The sequence below is a fragment of the Streptomyces sp. NPDC059355 genome, assembly GCF_042752335.1.
In the GTDB taxonomy this organism is placed as follows: domain Bacteria; phylum Actinomycetota; class Actinomycetes; order Streptomycetales; family Streptomycetaceae; genus Streptomyces.
Map to the genome: position 1 here is coordinate 27,764 of NZ_JBHYXN010000030.1, position 18,019 is coordinate 45,782.

19 protein-coding genes are annotated in these 18,019 nt (G+C 72.7%); 5 read left to right on the forward strand and 14 right to left on the reverse strand.

Annotation, left to right across the window (positions count from 1 at the left end):
- Positions 1–103: 103 nt before the first annotated feature.
- The gene (locus ACFXGI_RS25850) at positions 104–1,609 is read right to left on the reverse strand and encodes a trypsin-like serine protease (RefSeq protein WP_384711086.1); all 1,506 of its coding nucleotides are present in this window, start codon (positions 1,607–1,609) and stop codon (positions 104–106) included.
- Positions 1,610–1,757: 148 nt separating this feature from the next.
- Positions 1,758–2,201 carry a hypothetical protein gene (locus tag ACFXGI_RS25855; protein ID WP_384711088.1) on the reverse strand — a complete coding sequence of 148 codons (444 nt, stop codon included), beginning with the start codon at positions 2,199–2,201 and terminating at the stop codon, positions 1,758–1,760.
- A gap of 420 nt (positions 2,202–2,621) precedes the next feature.
- Here ACFXGI_RS25855 and pip point away from each other — a divergent pair, with 420 nt between their 5' ends.
- Positions 2,622–3,584: a prolyl aminopeptidase gene (gene pip / locus ACFXGI_RS25860; RefSeq protein ID WP_384711091.1), complete on the forward strand. Its 963-nt coding sequence runs from the start codon at positions 2,622–2,624 to the stop codon at positions 3,582–3,584.
- A gap of 30 nt (positions 3,585–3,614) precedes the next feature.
- Here pip and ACFXGI_RS25865 read toward each other — a convergent pair whose 3' ends face one another.
- Both ACFXGI_RS25865 and ACFXGI_RS25870 read right to left on the reverse strand, forming a co-directional pair.
- A complete protein-coding gene (locus tag ACFXGI_RS25865) occupies positions 3,615–4,070 on the reverse strand; it encodes an NUDIX domain-containing protein (RefSeq protein WP_384711094.1) in 456 nt (151 codons plus the stop codon).
- Positions 4,071–4,162: 92 nt separating this feature from the next.
- The gene (locus tag ACFXGI_RS25870) at positions 4,163–4,435 is read right to left on the reverse strand and encodes a response regulator transcription factor (protein ID WP_384711097.1); all 273 of its coding nucleotides are present in this window, start codon (positions 4,433–4,435) and stop codon (positions 4,163–4,165) included.
- Positions 4,436–4,714: 279 nt separating this feature from the next.
- Between ACFXGI_RS25870 and ACFXGI_RS25875 the strand changes: the two genes are divergently transcribed.
- A complete protein-coding gene (locus tag ACFXGI_RS25875) occupies positions 4,715–5,158 on the forward strand; it encodes a hypothetical protein (protein WP_384711099.1) in 444 nt (147 codons plus the stop codon).
- 26 nt (positions 5,159–5,184) lie between these two features.
- Here the strand turns inward: ACFXGI_RS25875 and ACFXGI_RS25880 are convergent, their stop codons facing one another.
- Positions 5,185–6,246 (reverse strand): LuxR C-terminal-related transcriptional regulator, encoded by a 1,062-nt coding sequence (locus ACFXGI_RS25880; RefSeq protein ID WP_384711102.1) that lies wholly within the window; start codon positions 6,244–6,246, stop codon positions 5,185–5,187.
- A gap of 179 nt (positions 6,247–6,425) precedes the next feature.
- On the opposite strand from ACFXGI_RS25880, the gene ACFXGI_RS25885 reads away from it, so the two are divergent.
- Positions 6,426–6,608 (forward strand): hypothetical protein, encoded by a 183-nt coding sequence (locus ACFXGI_RS25885; RefSeq protein WP_384711104.1) that lies wholly within the window; start codon positions 6,426–6,428, stop codon positions 6,606–6,608.
- A gap of 264 nt (positions 6,609–6,872) precedes the next feature.
- Positions 6,873–7,487, forward strand: coding sequence for a DUF6461 domain-containing protein (locus ACFXGI_RS25890; RefSeq protein WP_384711107.1), 615 nt, complete (start codon positions 6,873–6,875; stop codon positions 7,485–7,487).
- Between the two features lie 96 nt (positions 7,488–7,583).
- Here the strand turns inward: ACFXGI_RS25890 and ACFXGI_RS25895 are convergent, their stop codons facing one another.
- Both ACFXGI_RS25895 and ACFXGI_RS25900 read right to left on the reverse strand, forming a co-directional pair.
- Entirely contained in the window at positions 7,584–9,608 is a 2,025-nt protein-coding gene (locus ACFXGI_RS25895; protein ID WP_384711110.1) for a hypothetical protein, read from the reverse strand.
- Between the two features lie 231 nt (positions 9,609–9,839).
- Positions 9,840–10,115: a response regulator transcription factor gene (locus ACFXGI_RS25900; RefSeq protein ID WP_384711113.1), complete on the reverse strand. Its 276-nt coding sequence runs from the start codon at positions 10,113–10,115 to the stop codon at positions 9,840–9,842.
- Between the two features lie 389 nt (positions 10,116–10,504).
- Between ACFXGI_RS25900 and ACFXGI_RS25905 the strand changes: the two genes are divergently transcribed.
- The gene (locus ACFXGI_RS25905) at positions 10,505–10,945 is read left to right on the forward strand and encodes a hypothetical protein (RefSeq protein WP_384711116.1); all 441 of its coding nucleotides are present in this window, start codon (positions 10,505–10,507) and stop codon (positions 10,943–10,945) included.
- A 104-nt stretch (positions 10,946–11,049) separates the two neighbouring features.
- Here ACFXGI_RS25905 and ACFXGI_RS25910 read toward each other — a convergent pair whose 3' ends face one another.
- The 7 genes from ACFXGI_RS25910 to ACFXGI_RS25940 form a co-directional block, all read right to left on the reverse strand.
- Complete coding sequence (locus tag ACFXGI_RS25910) at positions 11,050–12,240, reverse strand: JmjC domain-containing protein (protein WP_384711119.1); 1,191 nt, start codon at positions 12,238–12,240, stop codon at positions 11,050–11,052.
- A 41-nt stretch (positions 12,241–12,281) separates the two neighbouring features.
- Complete coding sequence (locus ACFXGI_RS25915) at positions 12,282–12,437, reverse strand: hypothetical protein (RefSeq protein ID WP_384711122.1); 156 nt, start codon at positions 12,435–12,437, stop codon at positions 12,282–12,284.
- Between the two features lie 165 nt (positions 12,438–12,602).
- The gene (locus tag ACFXGI_RS25920; RefSeq protein ID WP_384711125.1) at positions 12,603–13,145 is read right to left on the reverse strand and encodes a hypothetical protein; all 543 of its coding nucleotides are present in this window, start codon (positions 13,143–13,145) and stop codon (positions 12,603–12,605) included.
- A gap of 642 nt (positions 13,146–13,787) precedes the next feature.
- A complete protein-coding gene (locus tag ACFXGI_RS25925; RefSeq protein ID WP_384711128.1) occupies positions 13,788–14,951 on the reverse strand; it encodes an insulinase family protein in 1,164 nt (387 codons plus the stop codon).
- Positions 14,948–16,318 carry an MFS transporter gene (locus tag ACFXGI_RS25930; RefSeq protein ID WP_384711130.1) on the reverse strand — a complete coding sequence of 457 codons (1,371 nt, stop codon included), beginning with the start codon at positions 16,316–16,318 and terminating at the stop codon, positions 14,948–14,950. Before ACFXGI_RS25930 ends, ACFXGI_RS25925 begins: the two co-directional genes overlap by 4 nt.
- Positions 16,315–17,103: a hypothetical protein gene (locus ACFXGI_RS25935; protein ID WP_384711133.1), complete on the reverse strand. Its 789-nt coding sequence runs from the start codon at positions 17,101–17,103 to the stop codon at positions 16,315–16,317. The genes ACFXGI_RS25930 and ACFXGI_RS25935 overlap by 4 nt, the downstream gene beginning before the upstream one ends.
- 43 nt (positions 17,104–17,146) lie before the next feature.
- Complete coding sequence (locus ACFXGI_RS25940) at positions 17,147–17,881, reverse strand: hypothetical protein (protein WP_384711136.1); 735 nt, start codon at positions 17,879–17,881, stop codon at positions 17,147–17,149.
- Between the last annotated feature and the right edge of the window lie 138 nt (positions 17,882–18,019).

The following is an 18,019-nucleotide window of genomic DNA, read 5'->3' on the forward strand; positions in this document are numbered from 1 at the left end:
CCGCCGGAGCTGGACCGTGCCACCGCACCCCCGGAGCGGACCCGCCGATGTCGTGGGACGTCGGCGGGTCCGGCTGCTCGGGGGTGCGGAGGTCGGGCGGGTGTCAGCGCCAGGTGTCGGAGTGCCAGATGGCGCCGCCCTTGCCCTGGCCGCCGTCCTTCTTGTACACGACGAGGTTGCCGTCGCTCTGGAACTGGGCGTAGGCGCCGGGGTTGGCGAAGGTGGCCGTCGACCAGACGGAGCCGCCCTTGCCGTCGCCGCCGTCCTTCTTGTGGAGGATGAAGTTGCCGTCCGCCTGCATGGCCAGGTAGGAGCCGTCGCCGCCGTAGGCGCCGGACGTCCACAGCTCCTTGCCGCGGGACTTGTCCCAGATGACGAGGCGGCCGCCGCGGTCCATGTAGAAGATCTTGGTCTCGGCGTCTATCCAGAACGGGGCCTGGTACTGGGTTCCGGACGTCAGGACGTTGGCCCGCCGGTAGCTGCCCGAGGCCCATATGGCGCCGCCCTTGTCGGGGCCGCCGTCCTTCTTGTAGACGACCAGGTTGCCGTCCTCCTGGAAGCGGAGGTAGGCGCCGCGGTTCTCGGTGCCGTCGCCATAGGTGGCGGAGGACCAGAGCGAGCCGCCCTTGCCGTCGCCGCCGTCCTTCTTGTAGACGAGGAAGTTGCCGTCCTCCTGCATCACGGCGTAGGCGCCCGGGTTGCCGTACGTCTTGGTGTCCCAGATCGCGGCGCCCTTACCGTCGCCGCCGCTCTTGTGGTACATCACCATGTTGCCGTCGGCCTGCATGACGAGCTTGAGGTCCTTGCCGACCAGCGTGCTGCCGGAGGGGATGGTCTGGCCCGGGCGTACGAGCAGCGGGTCGGTGGTGGCATCGATCCACTGGCCGAGGTCGTCGACGCGCGTGGCGAGGGCGCCGGTGCGGGTCTCGGTCCCGCCCAGGCAACCGCCCTGCCAGGACCTGCTGCTGATGGCGACCAGCTCACCGGCCTGGTTCAGCACCGGGCCTCCGGTGTCGCCCTTGCACAGTGCGTCGGTGCCCTTGCTCACCAGGGCGATCGAGGTCGCGTCCGTGGCGCCGGTGGTGAACGCGGCGCTGTGCGCCGCGGCGGGTACCCACTCGGTCTTGGTCCGGCCGTGGCCGACCGCGGTGAGCTCGCTGCCCGCCGCCGGAGCGCTGCTCGCGCGCTTGACCGGGGCGATGTCCGTGGCGGGCGCGGCCAGCCGGGCGAGGACCAGGTCGCGGTCGGCGTGCGGTACCAGCTCCACGACCTCGCCGCTCTTGCCGTTCTTGAGCGTCACGGTGGTCTTCAGCGCCGGCTTGCCGGCAGCCGGCTTCCGCCCGTCGGCCGCGGTGAAGCAGCTCGCGGCACTCGCCACCCACCACTGGTCCACGACCGTGGCGGAGCAGGCCCGGGCGTCGGCCGCGTCACCGATGGCGAGTCGGGCCGTGTGCGCGAACGCCCCGCCCTCGACGGGCCGGCCGGTGGCGGCCTGCGCCGGGGCGGGCATCAGGAGCGAGCAGACGACGGTGGCCGCGGCAACGGCGCCCAGCCCGGCGGGCTTGAGGACGGCGGGCTTGGACGAACGGTGTGTACGGGTACGGGACATGCATTTCCCCCCTGGGAACGCGGATGATGAATGGGGTGGGCCTTGCGGCGCGGGTCGGGCGCCGTGGCGGATGGCGTGTGTCGTGTGTCGTGTGTCGGAGTGCGGAACCCCGGCCGCGCCGCGGTGGAGCAGGGCGCGGCCGCGTGTTTCACGCGCCGGTACGGATCTCGACGAGGGTGTGCTCGCGCTTGCGGGGGCCGGTGTCGACCGGGACTTTACGGTCGACGCCCTTCACGCTGTACACGCCGTACACGCCGGGCAGTTCCTGTGTCGGATACCCGGGCTTGCCCTTGACCTCGAAACAGAACCGGTTTCCCTCGTTCTGACCGCCCGAGACCTCAAGCGGTATGTCCTTGAAACCGCATTCGGTCAGGAGGACATTACCGTTGCCCTTCTCCAGAGGAATTTCGTCCTTCTTGAGAATGGTCTCGGCGTCGGGGAAGCCGAATTCCTCGACGGTGCACGGCACCGAGGCAGGCATCACGGCGGCTGCGGGACTTGCGGCCGAGTCGTTCGCCGCAACGGCTGCACCTGCGGTGACTGTCGACGCGGCGAGCGCGCCCGCAGTCACCGGCATGGTGATGCGCTTCACGAGAAAGGTCCCCTCATGTGCACGGACTGCGAATTACGCGACGTCCCTCGGCGGAGCCCGCCGGTCAGTGCGATGGCTCCAGGACGTCGGAAATACGCACGCCGTCCGCCCCACGTGCGACATCCCCCCGCATGCCGAGATTCTGACACTCAGACAGCTCGGCGACTCTACGTCACGACTCCCGTCGCACGTCAAATCGGAAGGCCTGGCCACACGCCGGACAGCGGCGCACAGTTTGCCGACGGTTTACCGACGCCGGGGGCGCGGGAACCGAATCCCGCAAGCGGAGTTGAAGAATTCGGTGACCGATCCCACCGGTGGCGAGAGGGCCCCGTTCACCGGTCGGGCCGGGGGCCGGCAGGGCGTGCTGTCTACTACCAACTTGTCCCCACCGGGTTTCGGTTGCCAGGAGGTCTGCGCATGCGCGAGCTGTTCCCCCCGACAGAGCCGTACGACAAAGGAATGCTCGACGTCGGCGACGGCAACCTCGTGTACTGGGAGGTCTGCGGCAATCCCGACGGCAAGCCGGCGCTCGTCGTCCACGGCGGGCCGGGGTCGGGCTGCGGCACCGGGGCGCGGCAGTACTTCGACCCGCAGCGGTACCGGGTCGTCCTGTTCGACCAGCGCGGCTGCGGGCGCAGTACCCCCCACGCGAGCGATCCGGCGACCGACATGCGGCACAACACCACCCGGCACCTGATGGCCGACATGGAGCGGCTGCGCGAGCACCTGGGCGTCGACCGCTGGTTGCTGTACGGCGGTTCGTGGGGATCCACACTGATCCTGGCCTACGCCGAGACCCACCCCGAGAGGGTGTCGGAGATCGTCATCGCCGCCGTCACCACGACCCGGCGTTCCGAGATCGACTGGCTGTACCGGGGTGTCGGCCGCTTCTTCCCCGAGCAATGGGAGCGCTTCCTGGCAGGAGCTCCCGGCACACCGCGAGACGGGGACCTCGTCGCGGCCTACGCGCGCCGTGCGGAACACCCGGACGCCGCCGTACGGGAGAAGGCCACCGCCGACTGGTGCGCCTGGGAGGACGCCGTGCTCTCCGGGGAGACGAACGGCGCCTCGAACCCGTACGGGGACCGCCCGCCGGCCGCGCGGCTGGCCCTGGTGCGGATCTGCTCGCACTACTTCTCCCACGGGGCGTGGCTGGAGGAGGGCGCGCTGCTGCGGGACGCCCACCGCCTGGCCGGCATTCCCGGCGTGCTCGTCCACGGCAGGCTCGACATGGCCGGCCCGCTCGACACCGCGTGGGAACTCGCCCGCGCGTGGCCGGACGCGGAGCTGATCGTCGTCGGTGACGCGGGCCATCTGGGCGGCGACACCACGCGCGCCCATGTTCTCGGGGCCCTCGAACGGTTCGCCCGCCGGGAATGAGCCCGGGCCGGAAGGGATCTGAGCGCCGGGCTACAGGGCGAGTTCGAGGTAGGCGGCGTGCTTGTCCTCACGTGCGGCGAGGGCCTTGCGCCATACGGCGAGGGCGAAGGGCGGGATCATGCTGGGCGAGATGTCCTCGGGCAGGCAGAAACGGATCTCACCGATCTCCGATTCCTGGACCGTGATGGCCTGCTGCTGCTCCGGGCTCAGCTGGGGGCCGTCGAAGACGTAGAAGACGTGCGATCCCTCCGTCCTGGTCACCCAGGCGGTCACGAGGAGCTCGCCGATCTCGAGGTCCAGGCCTATTTCCTCACGAACCTCACGGCGCGCGGCCGCGGTGGGGAGCTCGCCCTCCTCGATGTGGCCGCCGGGCAGGTTCCACCGCTCCTTGTAGACCGGGTTGACGATGAGCACCCGGCCCTGCTCGTCCCTGACGATGGCGGCGGCGGATGCGGTGGCCTTGGCGCGGCCGTCGGACGTGGTCATGGATGACTCCTGCGTAGGCGGGCTCGCGGACCCGGGCCCGCATGTTCGGGCACGCAACCATGATCCGGTACGCCGGCCCCCGCTGCGGGCCGCTACAGCCCGGTGGCCGGGGCGGGGGCGACGGTGGCCGGGGCGGGGTGGGCCCCGTACGAGGACAAGCCCAGCCGGGTGGCCAGGACGGCGAGCTGGGTGCGGTTGGTGGTGCCGGTCTTGCCGCGCAGCCGCCGGATGTAGGTGTCGACGGTGTGCGGGCTCAGCCCCAGCCGGCGGGCGATGGCCTGGTACGTGGCGCCGTCGGGCAGATGGGCGAGGATCTCCCGCTCGCGCGGGGTGAACGAGTGCTGAAGGAGGGTGTCGTGCGACATGGCGGGCTCCTGAGGGTGGACGTGGTGGACGGTGCCGGCTCCGTCGCCCAGCCTGGCCGGTCCGGTGTCCGCCCTCCATCCCCCGCGGACCTCAGCAAGGTGTCTGGCAGCAAAGCGAGGCGGGGGCAAACCGGAAGATTCGGCGAATTCGACCCCGGCGAGAGGAGGCGGGGCACCGGGATCACGTGACTGTTGCGGAGCGGCCCGGCGCGCGAGCCTGGTCGTGGGCCCGGCATCCGGCGTCGGGAGCTTTCGTACGGCTAGGGCAGGAGGAGAGACATGCAGACCAGTGACAGCGGAGCCCGTCATCTGGGAGAGCTCGCGCTCTTCCTCTCGGTCCACCGGGGCGGGGGCCCCGGGATCCTCTGGCCCGACCACGACCACCCGGGCTGCCGCGTGAAGGCGACCGAGGCCGATCTCGCGGTGCTGCGAGCCGAGTTGTCCGCCGTGCTCGGCGCCGCGGTCCGGGTCAGCCGCGGCGCGCCGGACGCGCCGCGGCAGGTCCGCGGAGGCCCCGACCCCGCCCGCACCCTCGTACGGCAGGTCTCGGGCGGCGGCGGCTGGACGCTCGGTCCGGGGGCTGAGGACGTCCGGGCGGAGCCTCCGTTCCACTGCCGCCTGCGGGCGGGAGAGCTGCTGTACGTGCCGCCCGGGCGCGCGTGGACAGCCGAGCTCTCGGCCTCGGCACGGTATCTGCTGATCCGGATCGAGCCCGCCGCATGAGCCCGGCCGGCCTGTCGGCAGCCGCCTCAGGCATCGGCATCGGCATCGGCATCGGCGGGATCGGGCCCGGCTGCCGTGGGGGCGAGCAGCTCCTCGGCGTCGAGCAGGCCGCGCTGCACGGCGGCCACGCCCGCCTGGAAGCGGCTCTCCGCCCCCAACTGCTCCATGATGTCGGCGATGTGGCGCCGCGCCGTGCGCAGCGACATGCCGAGGCGGCGGGCGATCGCCTCGTCCTTCAGCCCCGCGGCGAGCAGCCGCAGGATGGTGCGGTCGATCTCCTGCGCGACCTCGCCGAGGCCCTGGCTGGCCGCGTCGGCGAACGGAGTGGCGTGCGTCCAGGTCTGCTCGAAGACCTCGGCGAGGTAGGACGCCACCGAGGGCTCGCTGATGGCCACCGCGCCGCGCGAGCCGTCGTTCAGCGGGATGAAGGCCAGCTCCCGGTCGAAGACGATGAGCCGGCCGAAGAGCTCGTGCGCGGTCCTGTACTGGGCGCCGAACTCCGAGGCCGCCGCGACGTACGCCTGGCTCGGGCCGTTGAAGCGCGCGGTGTGGTGGTAGAGGGTGCGCATCCGAACGCCTCGTTCGAGGATCGCCCGGTCGCGCGCCAGGGCCTCGCCCATCGCCTCGACCACCCGGCTGCCGCCGCCGGGCTGGCTGGAGAGCACTTCCTCGGTGCACCGTTCGGATGCCTGGGTGAGGGCGACCCTGACCTCCAGCATGTTGGCGATCAGCCGGAACTGGCCGTTGCCGCGCTTGGCGTGCCGGAGGTACTCGACGGAGAAGCGGTCCAGCTCCCGCTGGGCGCGGTCGAGCTCCTCCTCGACCTGGCGGATCCGAGACCGTACGGGGGCGGCCAGCTCCGCGCGGGCGACGTCGGGCGAGACGGCGAAGCCCTCCGCCGGGTCCTGGGGGTCGCGCCGGATCAGCCGGGAGGCGATGAGCCGGGCGAGGGCTTCCCGCACTTCCTCTTCCGGCAGGCCGAGGCCGGCCGCCACCGCCGGTTCGTCCAGCCGCCCCTGCTCCAGGACCCACCCGTGACGGCCGTGTCGGCCGTCCGCCAGCCGTCCGGAACCTCTGACAGACCACAATCACGGCTAATGTCCATCGATGTCCCCTCCTCGCCTTGCTGCCACGCACCTTGATGAAGGGGGTGACCAATTGCGGCCAGGATAGGCGCCGGGAAAGACTTCTCTCGAAAGCGGGAACACGGCGAGCCCTCAGAGTTACCTCGCCGGCGTTCTCTCAATACATCCCCTTGGAGAAGTCCATGAAGCGCATTGCCCGCATAGTGACGATCGCGGCCTCCGTCGCCGCCCTGCTGTCGCCGGTAGCGGTCGAGGCGTACCAGGCGGCCGCCCACGACTCGGCGCGCGCGGCCGTGGCCGACGGGCCGAGCACGCCGACCGACACCTCCTGGGGCTGGGGCGGCGTTCCGCCGAAGCTCCAGTAGAGACGGGCCCCGAGGTCCCATACCCCATCTGAACAGCCATGACCGGGTGCCCGAAAGGGCAACACCGCGATGGCGCAAAAGCGGCGGCTGTATTTACGCATGCGCGTCGCCGTGTCCGGGTACCAGGATTGCGGCGGTGGACACGGAACCGGCCACGAACTCGCGCCGGCAGCAACCCCGTACCGACGACGCCTTCGGCCACATCCCGGCCCTCCCGGAACCCTGACGTCCTCGGTGTCGGAGGGGCCATGAAGGATCTGTCGCATGGCTACGACTGCGGCTGACTACACGTGGTTCGAGGAAGACTTCCCGGACCTCGCCGAGTCCTACTGCGTCACCCTCGTGCACAGCATGCCGCCGAGCGAACTGCTGAGCAGGCTGGGCGGCCAGGCCGAGGCCGAGGTCACCGGGATCAGCGCACTCGTCGACACCGCATACGACCTCTGGGGCCCCAGCACCACACGGACGTACTTCGGGATGACGGCGCTCGGCCCCTGGACCCTCATGATCGAGCCCAACGGCTGGCACGGAGTGAACGAGGAGAAAGCCCTGCCCGCGTCAGCGGGCACCCGCTGGATCTCCCACTACGACAACGCGAATGCCAACAACGACGGCTCGTTCCTCTGGGCCGAGGACACCGCGCTGCGACTCCACTTCGAACTGCGTGATGCCGGCCGCCGTTCCGGCACCCGCGCCGACGACCTCCTCGACGTCGTTCGCCGCCTCGGCTTCACCTTCCCCGAAGAGCCCACCGACACGGACGACGACCTGGCCGTGCCGGCCGCCTTCGCACTCGCCGAGCACCTCACCGGCATCCGAGTCACCCCAGCCCTCGTCCGGAACACCACCTTCAGCTGCGGCACCGCCGACTTCCGCTGATGGTTCGATTCCAGGCCTGACCTGCCGGCCGAGTGGCTGGTGGACCGCCGCGGCCGCGACTGCAACCACGCCTGGGCGGGCGAGGTCCTGGTGCGTTCAGTGCCGGCTCCAGGCGGTGGGGCCCAGCACCAGGCGGCTGGTGGTGGCGAGGCGGTGGGTCCGGTCGACCAGTCGGTGGGTGAACAGGCGGCGGGCGGAGGGCTCTCCGTGCGCTTCGATGTGCTCCACGACGACCCGGGGGTCGTACTCGGCGCGAGCGCGCCAGGTGATGACCTCGTCGCGGGTCAGCTCCTCCAGTACGAGGGGTGCCCGGGCGGCGGCCTCGGGCATGGCCGCCGGTGCCGTACGCCGGGCGGCCGGCAGGACCGGCGCCGGCGCCGGCGCCGGCGCCGGCGGTACGACAGCGGTGGCCTCGACCGAGGCGCGGCGCTCTGCCCGCGCGGCCTCGACCCGCTCCCGGTACAGCACCTTGGCCCAGCCCTCGGCGGTGACGGCCGCGTGCATGCGACGGTCCACCTCCGTACGGCGGTCTTCCGGGGAAGCCCCCGGCATCCGCGCATCGACCTCGGCCGCGATGCCATGGCGCATGGCGCGGCGGTCGTCGAGCAGGTACTCGCAGGTGGCGCACGTGCCACCGTCCAGCCGAAGTCCCTCGTCACACCGCACGTCACCGCAGCCACGCTGCTGCGGCAGGCCCCGGCCGATCAGCCAGCCCGCCGGGTCCGCCACGGCGCCCGGGCCCCCCTGCGCCACCAGGCGCCGCGTCAGCCGCTCGGCCAGCACCGCGGGCGCATCCGCCAGGCCGGCGAATCCGGCCACCGCCGAGAGTTCCCTGCGCACCGCGGCCTGCACCAGGCGGCGTGCGTACGGGCGGCCGAGGCGTTGCCACAGCGCCCGGACCGGAGCGAGCACGGCCAGCAGGTCCGTCGGCGGCAGCGGGACCGGTACCCCCTTCCGCTGCTGCTGCGGCTTCTCCCCGCGCAGCGGGCCGCCGTGCTCCGCGTCGACCGGCGTCGGCCGCACGGCGGCCGCCCCACCGGCCGGGGCCTGGGCCTGTTCCTCGCGGCCGCCCGCGCGCTCCGGAAGACCACCTGACCCCGGACGGCCTTCGCCGGACAAGCCCGGATCACGGACGGGATGGTCGACGGGAGCAATGCGAGAAGCGTGGAGAGCGTGGTGGTGTGCAGTTGCGGGGCGGCCTGGCGAACCGGCCGGGTCCGCCTCGGACGTAGCCGAGGACCCTGGCCCTGCAAGGGCCGCGGTGGCGCCGCTCGTCACGTGATCACCGGATGCAGGAGGGGCGAGGTCCGGGAAGGCGGGGAAGGCGCGGACGCCGCCCGGCGCGATCCGGTCGGCACGGTTCCTGCCGTCCTCGCGCTCGGCGGCGGCCCGGCGGTGCGCCTCTCCGACCGGTACCAGCCGCACCCGGCTGCGGGCGTGCAGCCCCGAAACGGTCGGTCGTCGTTCGACCTGGACCGGGCCGTGTTCCACCAGCCGCTTGAGCACCTTCGCTCCCGCCGCCGGCGAGCAGCCGAGGAGCCGGGCGACCGTTGCCGCCGGCCGTCCGCGGGCCGGGTCCACCTTCCCCGGGCACAGTCGCAGCCAGCCCTCCGCGTTCGAGGAGAGCACCATGAGCAGCAGCCCGAGCCGGTCCGTCGCGGCCCCGCGACCCGTACGGCCCGCGAGCAGCCCGGCAGGGGTGACCGACCCGTCCCGGTGGGTCCATCCCGGCCCGAAGAGTGCCTCGACCAGGCGCAGCAGTACGACGAGTTCCACCCGCGACAGGGCGAGGGCGTGGCGCGGGTCCCCGGCTGTCCGGGCCCGGTAGAAGGGGATGATCCAGCACTCCAGCCCGGTCGTGTGCCCGGTCGCGTTCGTCATGGGCCGCGTGGCGAGGGCGCCGGCCCGCCGCAGTTGGGGGAGCACGGTGTGCGCTGTCTGGGACTGCGACACACCCAGCCATCTGCCGAGCTCTGCCGCCCATATGGCGGTCCGGCACCCGTTGCCCATGTTGGCCTTCGCGGTCAGCACGACGCAGGCCAGCCGGGCGCCGTCGGACAGGGACACCAGCGCGGGATCCGTCACCAGGGCCCGCACCGCGGCCAGAAGGCGCGCGCGCATCGGCTCCGTGAGCCGGAAGGGGTCGTTCGGCCCGGATCGGTGTCCGCTGACAGGAGGGGGAGGGGCATGCTGCGGCCTTACGGGTACGGTCCGGTGCGTGCGGTACGGGAGTACCGCCGGGCGGGGCCGGAAACGCCATGGCCCCGCAACGGGCAGGCTGCGGGGCCATGGGACTTCGGGGCGGCTGCTCGCCGGCTGTGCGGGCCGGGCAGCGCTGTTCTCTTCGGTGTTTCAGAGGAGGCGTGAGCGAACCTCGTGCCCCTGCTCGACGGTCCGGTCCGGGGCGCTGTGCGGCGGTCGGCCCACATATCCGTTCTGGACGGCGAAGACCGTCAGCTGGGTGCGGTTGGCCGTACCGGTCTTCGTACGGAGCCGGCGGAGGTACGTGTCGACCGTGTGCGGGCTCAGGCCGAGTTGACGGGCGATGGAAGAGACGGTGTCGCCGGAGCTGAGCATGCACAGGACTTGCCGTTCACGGCCGGTGAGGGCAGGCGCGATGTCCGTCATGGTGCCTCCTGGGGCTACGAGGGGTGGGGATACGGGCGGGGAACGGTCGGCAGGAGGCGCTTCACACGAAACTCCGGAAGGTGGAAGGTGGGGGGCTTTTTGCAGGTCAGCGCGGTCTCGGCTGCAATATGAAGCCTGCCGGGTCCCCTGGGGTCCCTGCAACGGATCGGCCACCTCACCAAGTTGCAATGGCAGCTTGAAACCTGGTGGACGAAACGGACATCAAGGCACCGAAACACGGTGAAAGCAGCGATCGGGCACGGCTCGTGGCCCGGTGCACGACGCACCTCCGGTCGCGTAAAGCTGTGACTTTTCCCGGAGCTGCGGCTGCGACAGGCTGGCTTCTACCGTCGCAATTCGTGCGGTCTCCGCGCCAGAGAGGCAAGTACATGTCGGATCCGCTTATCCCACACGAGTGGGACGGTGACCAGCTCCGGGAACTCGCCCTCTTCGTGCGCACGCACAGCGGGAAGGGCCCCGGAGTCCTCTGGCCCGAGCATGCCGACCCCGACGACTGGCGTCGCTCCCCCGAAACCCTGGCCGTCGGCATCACGCTCCATCTGGGCCGCCCGGTGGCGGTCCGGCCCGGCCCTTCGCCCGCTGCCCCGAGTACGGAAGACCTGCTGGTCCTCCAGCAGGCGGGCAGCAGCCGATGGCAGCTCGGCACGGCCGGGATCCCCGCCACCGCGCAGGACTTACGACTGCGCTCGGGAGAAGCCCTGTTCATACCGGGCGAATACACCGCCCGGGTCGAGCGGACGGCATCGTCGGGCTTTCTCTGCCTGACCATCGGCACGGCCACACCGGACACACCGGCCTCCACGGCCTGACCGGCCCGCCCGCCGCCCGACTCCCCGCGACGCAACACCACGGCCGGCCGGTCGTCCTGCGACAACCGGCCGGCCGTGGCCCGTCTTCGGCGAGGAACGCCGGCTCAGGAGAGCGCGGAGTACGCCGCGGCCAGGGCGTCGGTCACCTCGACGCACAGGCCGGCGTCGAGGAGGGTCTGCGCGTACGCCGCGACGTCGAGGCCCGTCCGTGCGCCGAGCTCGGCGACCTGGACCGGGAGCCCGGACAGCAGGGCGTCCAGAGCGGGGCGGGCCTGCGCGGGGAAGGTGAGGGACCGTCCCGCCGAGGTGACGGTGACCGTGTCACCGGCGGCCGTCAGGCGCGGGCGGAACTCGGTGAGGCAGGCGACGTCGGTGGCGGGCCCGAACACCCCCCGGGTGATCACGCGCTGGTTCTCTCGCAGCCCGAGGCCGCCACGGTCCAGGAACATCGGCTGTGCCTGCGCGAACGCGGCCGGCGGGTACTGCTCGGCCAGCGCGGTCAGGAGGCGGACGAGGTCACGGGGATCGGTGTCCCGGGACACGTCGTGGCGGAACAGCTCGACGTGGTTGGCCCGCTCGGTCAGGGCGCGCAGCCAGTCCATGCCGGTGCGTTCCACGATCCCGAAGGTGACGTGCAGGGAGTACCCGCCGGGCGCCTGGTCGGTACGGGTGGCGGTGTGCCAGTAGCCGCGCGGCACGCACATCAGGTCGCCGGCCTCCAGGGAGCCCCGCCACAGGACTTCCTCGCTGGGAGTCGCGGTGCGGCGGACCTCGTTCAGCGGAGCCTTGAGCGTCTCGCCGCGCACCTCCCAGCTCTTGGTGCCCGCCAGCTGGAGGATCACCGAGTCGGACGTGTCGACGTGCAGGTTGAAGCCGCCCGCGTCGCCGGTCGCCAGGAAGGCGGTGGCGTACACCTTCGCCCCCGTCAGCCACTGCAGGGCGCGGCACGCGAGGTCGAAGCGCGGGTCGATCTTCTCCAGACCGCCGACCACGATCTGGCACCCCTCCTTGAGCAGGGCTCCGAGGCGGTACGTGTCGACCATCTCGTGTTCGTCGCCGCGTGTGGTGCGGGCGACCATGTAGTCGCGGGGCGGGAGGAACACGCCCTTGCTCAGGCAGAGGACCTGGCCCGGCCGCGAGAACGTCCGGTAGGTCAGCAGGTCGAGCAGCCCGGTCGGAGTCAGCAGGCGGTCGCCCCAGCCGGGCAGCTCGGCGCGGGTGAAGTGTGAGCCGAGCGTCCGCTGGTCCGGGCGGTGCAGTGCCTGTGCCAGGTCCTGGACGAAGCGGAGATCCATGGCCGTACCTTTCCGTCGTGGTGGGATGTGCGGGCCGGGGGTCAGCCGAGGTCGACGCCGGCCCCGTCGTCGATGGGGCTGGTGAGCGCCTGCGCCATGGCGAGCGCCTCCTTGCCCGCGTCGGTCGCGTCGAGGGCGCGGAGGGTCTCGACGAGCGAGTCGACCCGCTGCAGTTCGGCCGTGGTGGTGTCGTGCATCAGGTGGTTCCTCTTCTGGACGGGAGGACGAAGGAGGCTGGACGCCGTCCAGCCTCCTTCGGGAACGCCGCCGCCCGAAAGCCACGACATCGGGTGACCGGGCCGCGGGTCCCGCTCCCCGGGTACCGCAACGCCGTGACCGGGCGGCCCCGGCGGGCCGCGCGTTCAGCCGGCCGCGACGGGGACTCCGCCGGCCACCTGCCATACCGAGAGCCGGAGCGCAGCAGCGGTGGCGGCGGGCGCGGCGCCGTCCGCGAGCGCGGCCCGCAGGGCCTGTGCCATCGGCGTGAAGCCGGCGTAGGCATGCTCTTGGCGCCTCTCGCGGGCCACGCGCGCGAGCGCGTCACGGCCCACCTCCGCCGCCGCGCACGCCGCGCGCAGCCGTTCGGTCAGAGCGGCCCGGCCGTGCGGGGCGGGCTTCCAGCACAGGACGTCCACGGCCTGGTCCGCGTTCTCCACCGTGGTCCTGCCCGCCAGCGGCACTCCGGCCCGTACGCCTGCGGCCACCACCGGTCCCAGGTCGCCGATCAGGGCGCGCGCCCACGGGCCCTCGTCCCGGCGGGGACGCGTGAGGGTGACCGCGACCAGGCCGTCGAGCGCGGGCAGGCACATCCCCGGCGCCGGGGTGAGCACCCGGCGGGGCTCGGCGGCATGCGGGCCGGGGCCCCCGGCGACGCGGTGCAGGTGCCGCTCCACCGCCTCGGCCACGGTGTCGAGGGCCTCGGGGGGGGCCGGCCACCGACAGGACCGCGCGGCCCGGCCGGTAGCCCCAGGCGACCAGGTCGGCCACCTCGCGGTGCGTCACGGCGGAGATGTCGCCGCGCCGCGTACGGGCGACCGCGTCCATGCCCGGTTCGTCGCAGGCGGCCGCGGCGAAGAGGCCGCCCGCGCGCAGCAGCGGGCCGGAGTCCATGCGCGCGGTCTCCAGCTCCACGGCCATGCGTTCGGATTCCAGGAGCCGTTCGTCGACGGTCGCGTCACCGAGGACGTCGACGAGCCGCACCGCGAGGTCGGCTGCCGCTCGGGGCGCTGCGGTGGCGCGGAAGAGCGTACGGGCGATGTCGGTCTGGGCGAAGACCGGTACGGTCTGCCGCGCCCGTCCGGTGCCCGTGATCGCCCGTACGTGCTCCGCCAGGTGGGCGGTGGCCGGCGTGCCCGGTGCGTCGTCACGGGATCCGCAGGCCACGGCCAGGCAGCCGCCGACCGAGCGGGCCCAGGGCATGGGCACCAGGCGCACGCGCAGCCCCGCGACACGCGCCTCGGGTACATCGGGCACCTCGGGCACCTCCGGCACCTCCGGCACCTCCGGCACCGGCGCGGCCGGGCTGTCGGGCAGGCTGATGGTCTGGATCATGTGTGACTCCCGAGTGCTTCTTCCACCGCGCGGCCGCACGGATCGGGCCCGACGACCGCAACGGCCGGACGCAGCCCGGACACCGCGCGCAGGCCGTCCGGCGAGGTCAGGGCGGAGACCGACCGCACCAGTTCGTCGATCGGGGTCTGGCCGCGGGCGGCGCGCCGTACCTCGTCCGCCGCGGCGAAGGGATCGTCGAGCGAGGTGAGGAGTCTGGCCAGGCATCGCTGTCGGGCCGCCTCGAACTCCCGCTCCCCCGGCGGACTCCCGAGGAGGCCGCCCACGGCGTCCAGGAGGATCCGGACGCTGTCCGCCACGTCCGGGGCGCGCACGAACGCGGTGGCCGCGACGCTGTTGGTGCTGTCCTGGGACCAGTGCCCGGCCGAGAAGCCGTAGGCGATCCCCCGCTCCCCGCGCAGGGCCCGGTGCAGGCGTCCCTCGGGACCCGAGCCGAGTACCTCCACGAGCACTTCCAGGGCTCCTGGCCGGTCGCTGTGGCAGGGGAGCCGCACGGACAGGCGCGCCGATTCGGCCGTGGTCCGCACGTGTACGACGCCGCCCCGCCACCGGCGGTCATCGGCCGCGGTCGGCGCCTGCGGGACCGCGGCCGGCAGAGCGGGCCCGTCGGGTCCCGGACCGGGAGAGCCGCCGTACCGGGGTGCACTGTGGACGCGGAGGGCCGATCCCAGGCGGGCCAGTTCCTCGCGCACCACCTCCCCCGACAGGTTCTCGATGGTCTCCGCCCCACCCAGCGGCGAAGGAGGCGTCCAGCCCCAGGCCGCCTGGTGGGAAGCCTGGTTGAGCTGCGTGAGGACCTGCCCGGCCCGCTGCCCGGCGAGTACGCGCTGGGCGGCGCGGGAGCGGGCGAGGCGCTCCAGGTCCGCCTCCGTCCACCGGCGCGCTCCGGCGGCCAGCGCGGCGCCGGCCTCCCGCACGTCGTCGTCCACGGACCAGAAGGCGAAGAAGGACGAAGCGCGTGCTTCGAGCTGGTGCCGTGTCCGCCAACCGCGTTCCGCGGCCAGCCGGGCCGCCCCCGGACGGCCGGGGTCCGCCAGCATGCGCGCCGCGAGTGCGGCGAGTCCGCGCAGCTCGGGGGCGTCGTCCTCGTGGCCACGCGGAAGATCGACGATGACGGCGTGGCCGGGGCGCTCCGCCGTCATCGGACGGCCGCCGGGGCGGGTGCGGCAGCGGCCGGTGCCGCATGCGAGCTCGCTTCGGCGGCCTGCCCGGCCTGCCCGGCCTGCCCGGCCTGCTCAACTCGCTCCGCCTGCCCGGCCTGCTCCGCCTGCCCGACTCGCTCCGCCTGCTCGGTCCGGTACGCCAGGCGCGCCAGCGGCATGGTCGTGACCGTGGCGAGGACGCCGCAGACGAGCAGGACCGACCCCATGTCGAGCCATCCGGCGAGCATCGCTCCCGCGGCCAGCGAAGTCAGCTGGCTCAGCGTCGTCGCCATGCGGCGGAACGCCAGGACCCGTCCTCGATGACTGTTCGCGGCCCGCTGCTGGCACACCATCACCGGCCCGAGCCCGTAAAGGAACTGGTGGACGCTCACCAACAGCCCGGCCGCCGCCGCCGGCAGCACCCCCGTGCCGCCGCGCAGGAGGAACACCGCGGCCGCGCTCACGGGAGCCGCGGCCAGCGCGCTCCACCACAGCATCCGGGTCGGGGCCACGGACTCCCGGGCCCGTCCCAGCACCACGGTGACCGCGAGCCATCCCAGTCCGCAGCCCACTCCGAACGCACCGATCAGCCGCTCGGCGCTCGCCGCGTGCACCTGTCCGAGCCAGATCGCCAGTTGCTCGGTGGCCGCTCCCACGCACAGGTACATCACGCTCTCCGCCGCCACCGCGTACCGCACGATCCGGTCACCCCACAGCGCGCGCAGACCGCCGGCCAGCGCCGCGACTCCGGTCTGCGAGGTGCGGCCGTCCGCCGGCGTGGGCGACAGGGGCAGGAGGCACAGGGCGGCCACGATGAAGGTCAGCCCGTTCAGGAGCAGCACCCACTCGATGCCCCAGCCGGTCAGCAGCGCCGTACCCAGCAGCGGCCCGAGGGTCATCGCCGCCCCGGTGGCGGCGTCCAGCAGGGAGTTGGCGGCCATCAGCCGGCCCGCGGGAATCGCATCGGGCAGGATGCTCGACAGCGCGGGCACCCGTACGGCCGCCAGTACCTGCAGGACTCCGAGGAGCACGACCACGGTGACCACGTGGCGGCCCGCCGCTGCGGCGGCCATGGCCACCGTGACCAACGCGGAGGCCACGTCGGTGGCGATGGCCACGCCCCGCCGGTCGAGCCGGTCGGCTATGAGTCCCGCGAACGGCGACACCACGACCTTCGGCAGATGGAACACCACGAAGGCCAGCACACCGGCCGGCGAGGACCCCGTGGTCTGCTGCACCCACAGCGGCAGGGCGAGGAACTGGAGGTATCCGCCCAGCGTCGACAGGCTCCGCCCGGCCCACAGCGTCCAGAACACCCCGCCCAGCGGCGTACGGACCGTCTCGGCCCGCGCCCCGGACGCGCTCACGCGGCACGCCCCAGGGCCCGGCCGCCGCCCTCCACCGCCGCGAGGGCGTGCTGGGCCTTGGTGCGCTCGGCGCGCGGCCGGCCCAGCCACTGGTCCATCCCGTCGGCGAGCTCCTCGAGCAGCCGCAGCGCGCGGGGGGCGGAGGAGTTGACCTCCACCTCCACGCACGCGTACGTCCCGACCGGCGGGCAGCCGTCGGCCGGGGCGCGGAACGTGACCAGGTCCAGGCTGTACGCGACGTCGGTGCCGTGAGCGTCGCGGCCCAGGCCCTTGACCCGCTTCTGGCTGGCGATGGCCACCGGCGCCAGGTCCCCCTCCGCCAGCCGGCACTCGCGTACGTGTCCGACGGGCAGCAGCCCGGGATCGTTGATCGCCTTCGACACCTGCGCCGGGGCCAGGCGCTCCGACAGTTCCAGCCCGTCACGCCAGGCGTGCCGGCGCACCGCCTGCTTGAAGGTCATCCAGCACACGTTCGACGCGCTGCCCACGTTGACGACCACGCCCAGGGAGTGGCCGGCGCCGATCAGGGAGCGGCGTGCGTCGTCCACGTAGAGGGTGGACGAGACGAACGTCAGCGGCGGGCGCAGCGTGGTGAGCGCCGTCGACAGGACGCTCCCCTCGAAGAACCGCCCGGGGTCGTCGATCGCGTCGCACTCCTCGCGCGCGAGGTCCCACTTGCACTCGTGCTCGACCCCCACCGAGGCGGTCCCGCCGCGGGTGGACGACGGCCCTCCGCCACGTGACGGGTCCCGGGCTTCGCCCGCCGGCGCAGGTGTCTCGGGCATGACTGTTCTCCAAGCGTGTGGGTGGGGGCCGGGACCGGTCGGATCAGGCCCGCGACTGCGGGACCGTGAAGACGTCGATGTCCTCGTCGGTCAGGGGGAAGACGCCGCGCAGGACGTCGCGCAGGACGTCCGCACAGGACGGCGGGGGCCTGAAGTGCCCCGATTTCATATTGGCGATGACCATGCAGTCGTCCGGGCCGCCCACGATGGACAGCTCTCCGGCCGCGCGCACGCGCAGCCGCTCCGGGACCAGCATCGGATGCACCACCCGCGTACCGTCCACGCGCCGGTCGGGAGTCCGGCCGAAGACCATCTCCGCCAGCGTGAACGGCTCGGGCCACACCAGCAGGCGGTAGGAGTCGTCCACCACGTAGATGTGCGTGGGACCCGCCTGCAGTGCCTCGAACGCCACCGCGGCGCCGGTGACGTGCACCGGTCCCACAGCGCAGGCCCGGCGCAGACTTCCGTACATACGGTCGAAGACCGCCCGGTCGTACTCGATGAGCACCGGACGGTCACTGATCAGCCGATGATGGCGGCCCTTGTCGACCATGCCACCGATGTCATAACGACGCTGAATTTCCACACTCACATCGCGGACGCGTTCCGCGATGCGACGGTTCGAGCGATCCTGGGCGAGTACGGTCCTCAGGGACAGCAATTCCTCGTACAGGATGAATACGACGGCCTGCGAGTCGGGTCCGTACTGCGCGGAAACCTCAGAGCGGACTTCCGCGTACCGCGCGAGCAACGGGTGCTCCGCGCTGCTCAGCCCCATGGCATACAACCCTTCACTGACGGTGAGACGGCCGTGGCGGGGGCAGCGTGACGCGGAACCCGGCACCCCGCGGGGTGTGGAGGGGTAACAAAAAGCCCTGCTAAACCCCGCAGGCGAGCGCCAGGGGGGGTCTATAAA

Excerpts from the sequence above, each read along its gene's own strand:
- ACFXGI_RS25900 (WP_384711113.1), bottom strand. The coding sequence starts at position 10,115 with ATGACGGACATCGCGCCTGCCCTCACCGGCCGTGAACGGCAAGTCCTG.
- ACFXGI_RS25910 (WP_384711119.1), bottom strand. The coding sequence starts at position 12,240 with ATGGATCTCCGCTTCGTCCAGGACCTGGCACAGGCACTGCACCGCCCG.
- ACFXGI_RS25870 (WP_384711097.1), bottom strand. The coding sequence starts at position 4,435 with ATGTCGCACGACACCCTCCTTCAGCACTCGTTCACCCCGCGCGAGCGG.
- ACFXGI_RS25850 (WP_384711086.1), bottom strand. The coding sequence starts at position 1,609 with ATGTCCCGTACCCGTACACACCGTTCGTCCAAGCCCGCCGTCCTCAAG.
- ACFXGI_RS25885 (WP_384711104.1), top strand. The coding sequence starts at position 6,426 with ATGAAGCGCATTGCCCGCATAGTGACGATCGCGGCCTCCGTCGCCGCC.
- ACFXGI_RS25905 (WP_384711116.1), top strand. The coding sequence starts at position 10,505 with ATGTCGGATCCGCTTATCCCACACGAGTGGGACGGTGACCAGCTCCGG.
- ACFXGI_RS25940 (WP_384711136.1), bottom strand. The coding sequence starts at position 17,881 with ATGGGGCTGAGCAGCGCGGAGCACCCGTTGCTCGCGCGGTACGCGGAA.
- ACFXGI_RS25875 (WP_384711099.1), top strand. The coding sequence starts at position 4,715 with ATGCAGACCAGTGACAGCGGAGCCCGTCATCTGGGAGAGCTCGCGCTC.
- ACFXGI_RS25935 (WP_384711133.1), bottom strand. The coding sequence starts at position 17,103 with ATGCCCGAGACACCTGCGCCGGCGGGCGAAGCCCGGGACCCGTCACGT.
- ACFXGI_RS25890 (WP_384711107.1), top strand. The coding sequence starts at position 6,873 with ATGGCTACGACTGCGGCTGACTACACGTGGTTCGAGGAAGACTTCCCG.
- pip (WP_384711091.1), top strand. The coding sequence starts at position 2,622 with ATGCGCGAGCTGTTCCCCCCGACAGAGCCGTACGACAAAGGAATGCTC.
- ACFXGI_RS25915 (WP_384711122.1), bottom strand. The coding sequence starts at position 12,437 with ATGCACGACACCACCACGGCCGAACTGCAGCGGGTCGACTCGCTCGTC.
- ACFXGI_RS25925 (WP_384711128.1), bottom strand. The coding sequence starts at position 14,951 with ATGACGGCGGAGCGCCCCGGCCACGCCGTCATCGTCGATCTTCCGCGT.
- ACFXGI_RS25865 (WP_384711094.1), bottom strand. The coding sequence starts at position 4,070 with ATGACCACGTCCGACGGCCGCGCCAAGGCCACCGCATCCGCCGCCGCC.
- ACFXGI_RS25895 (WP_384711110.1), bottom strand. The coding sequence starts at position 9,608 with ATGCGCGCGCGCCTTCTGGCCGCGGTGCGGGCCCTGGTGACGGATCCC.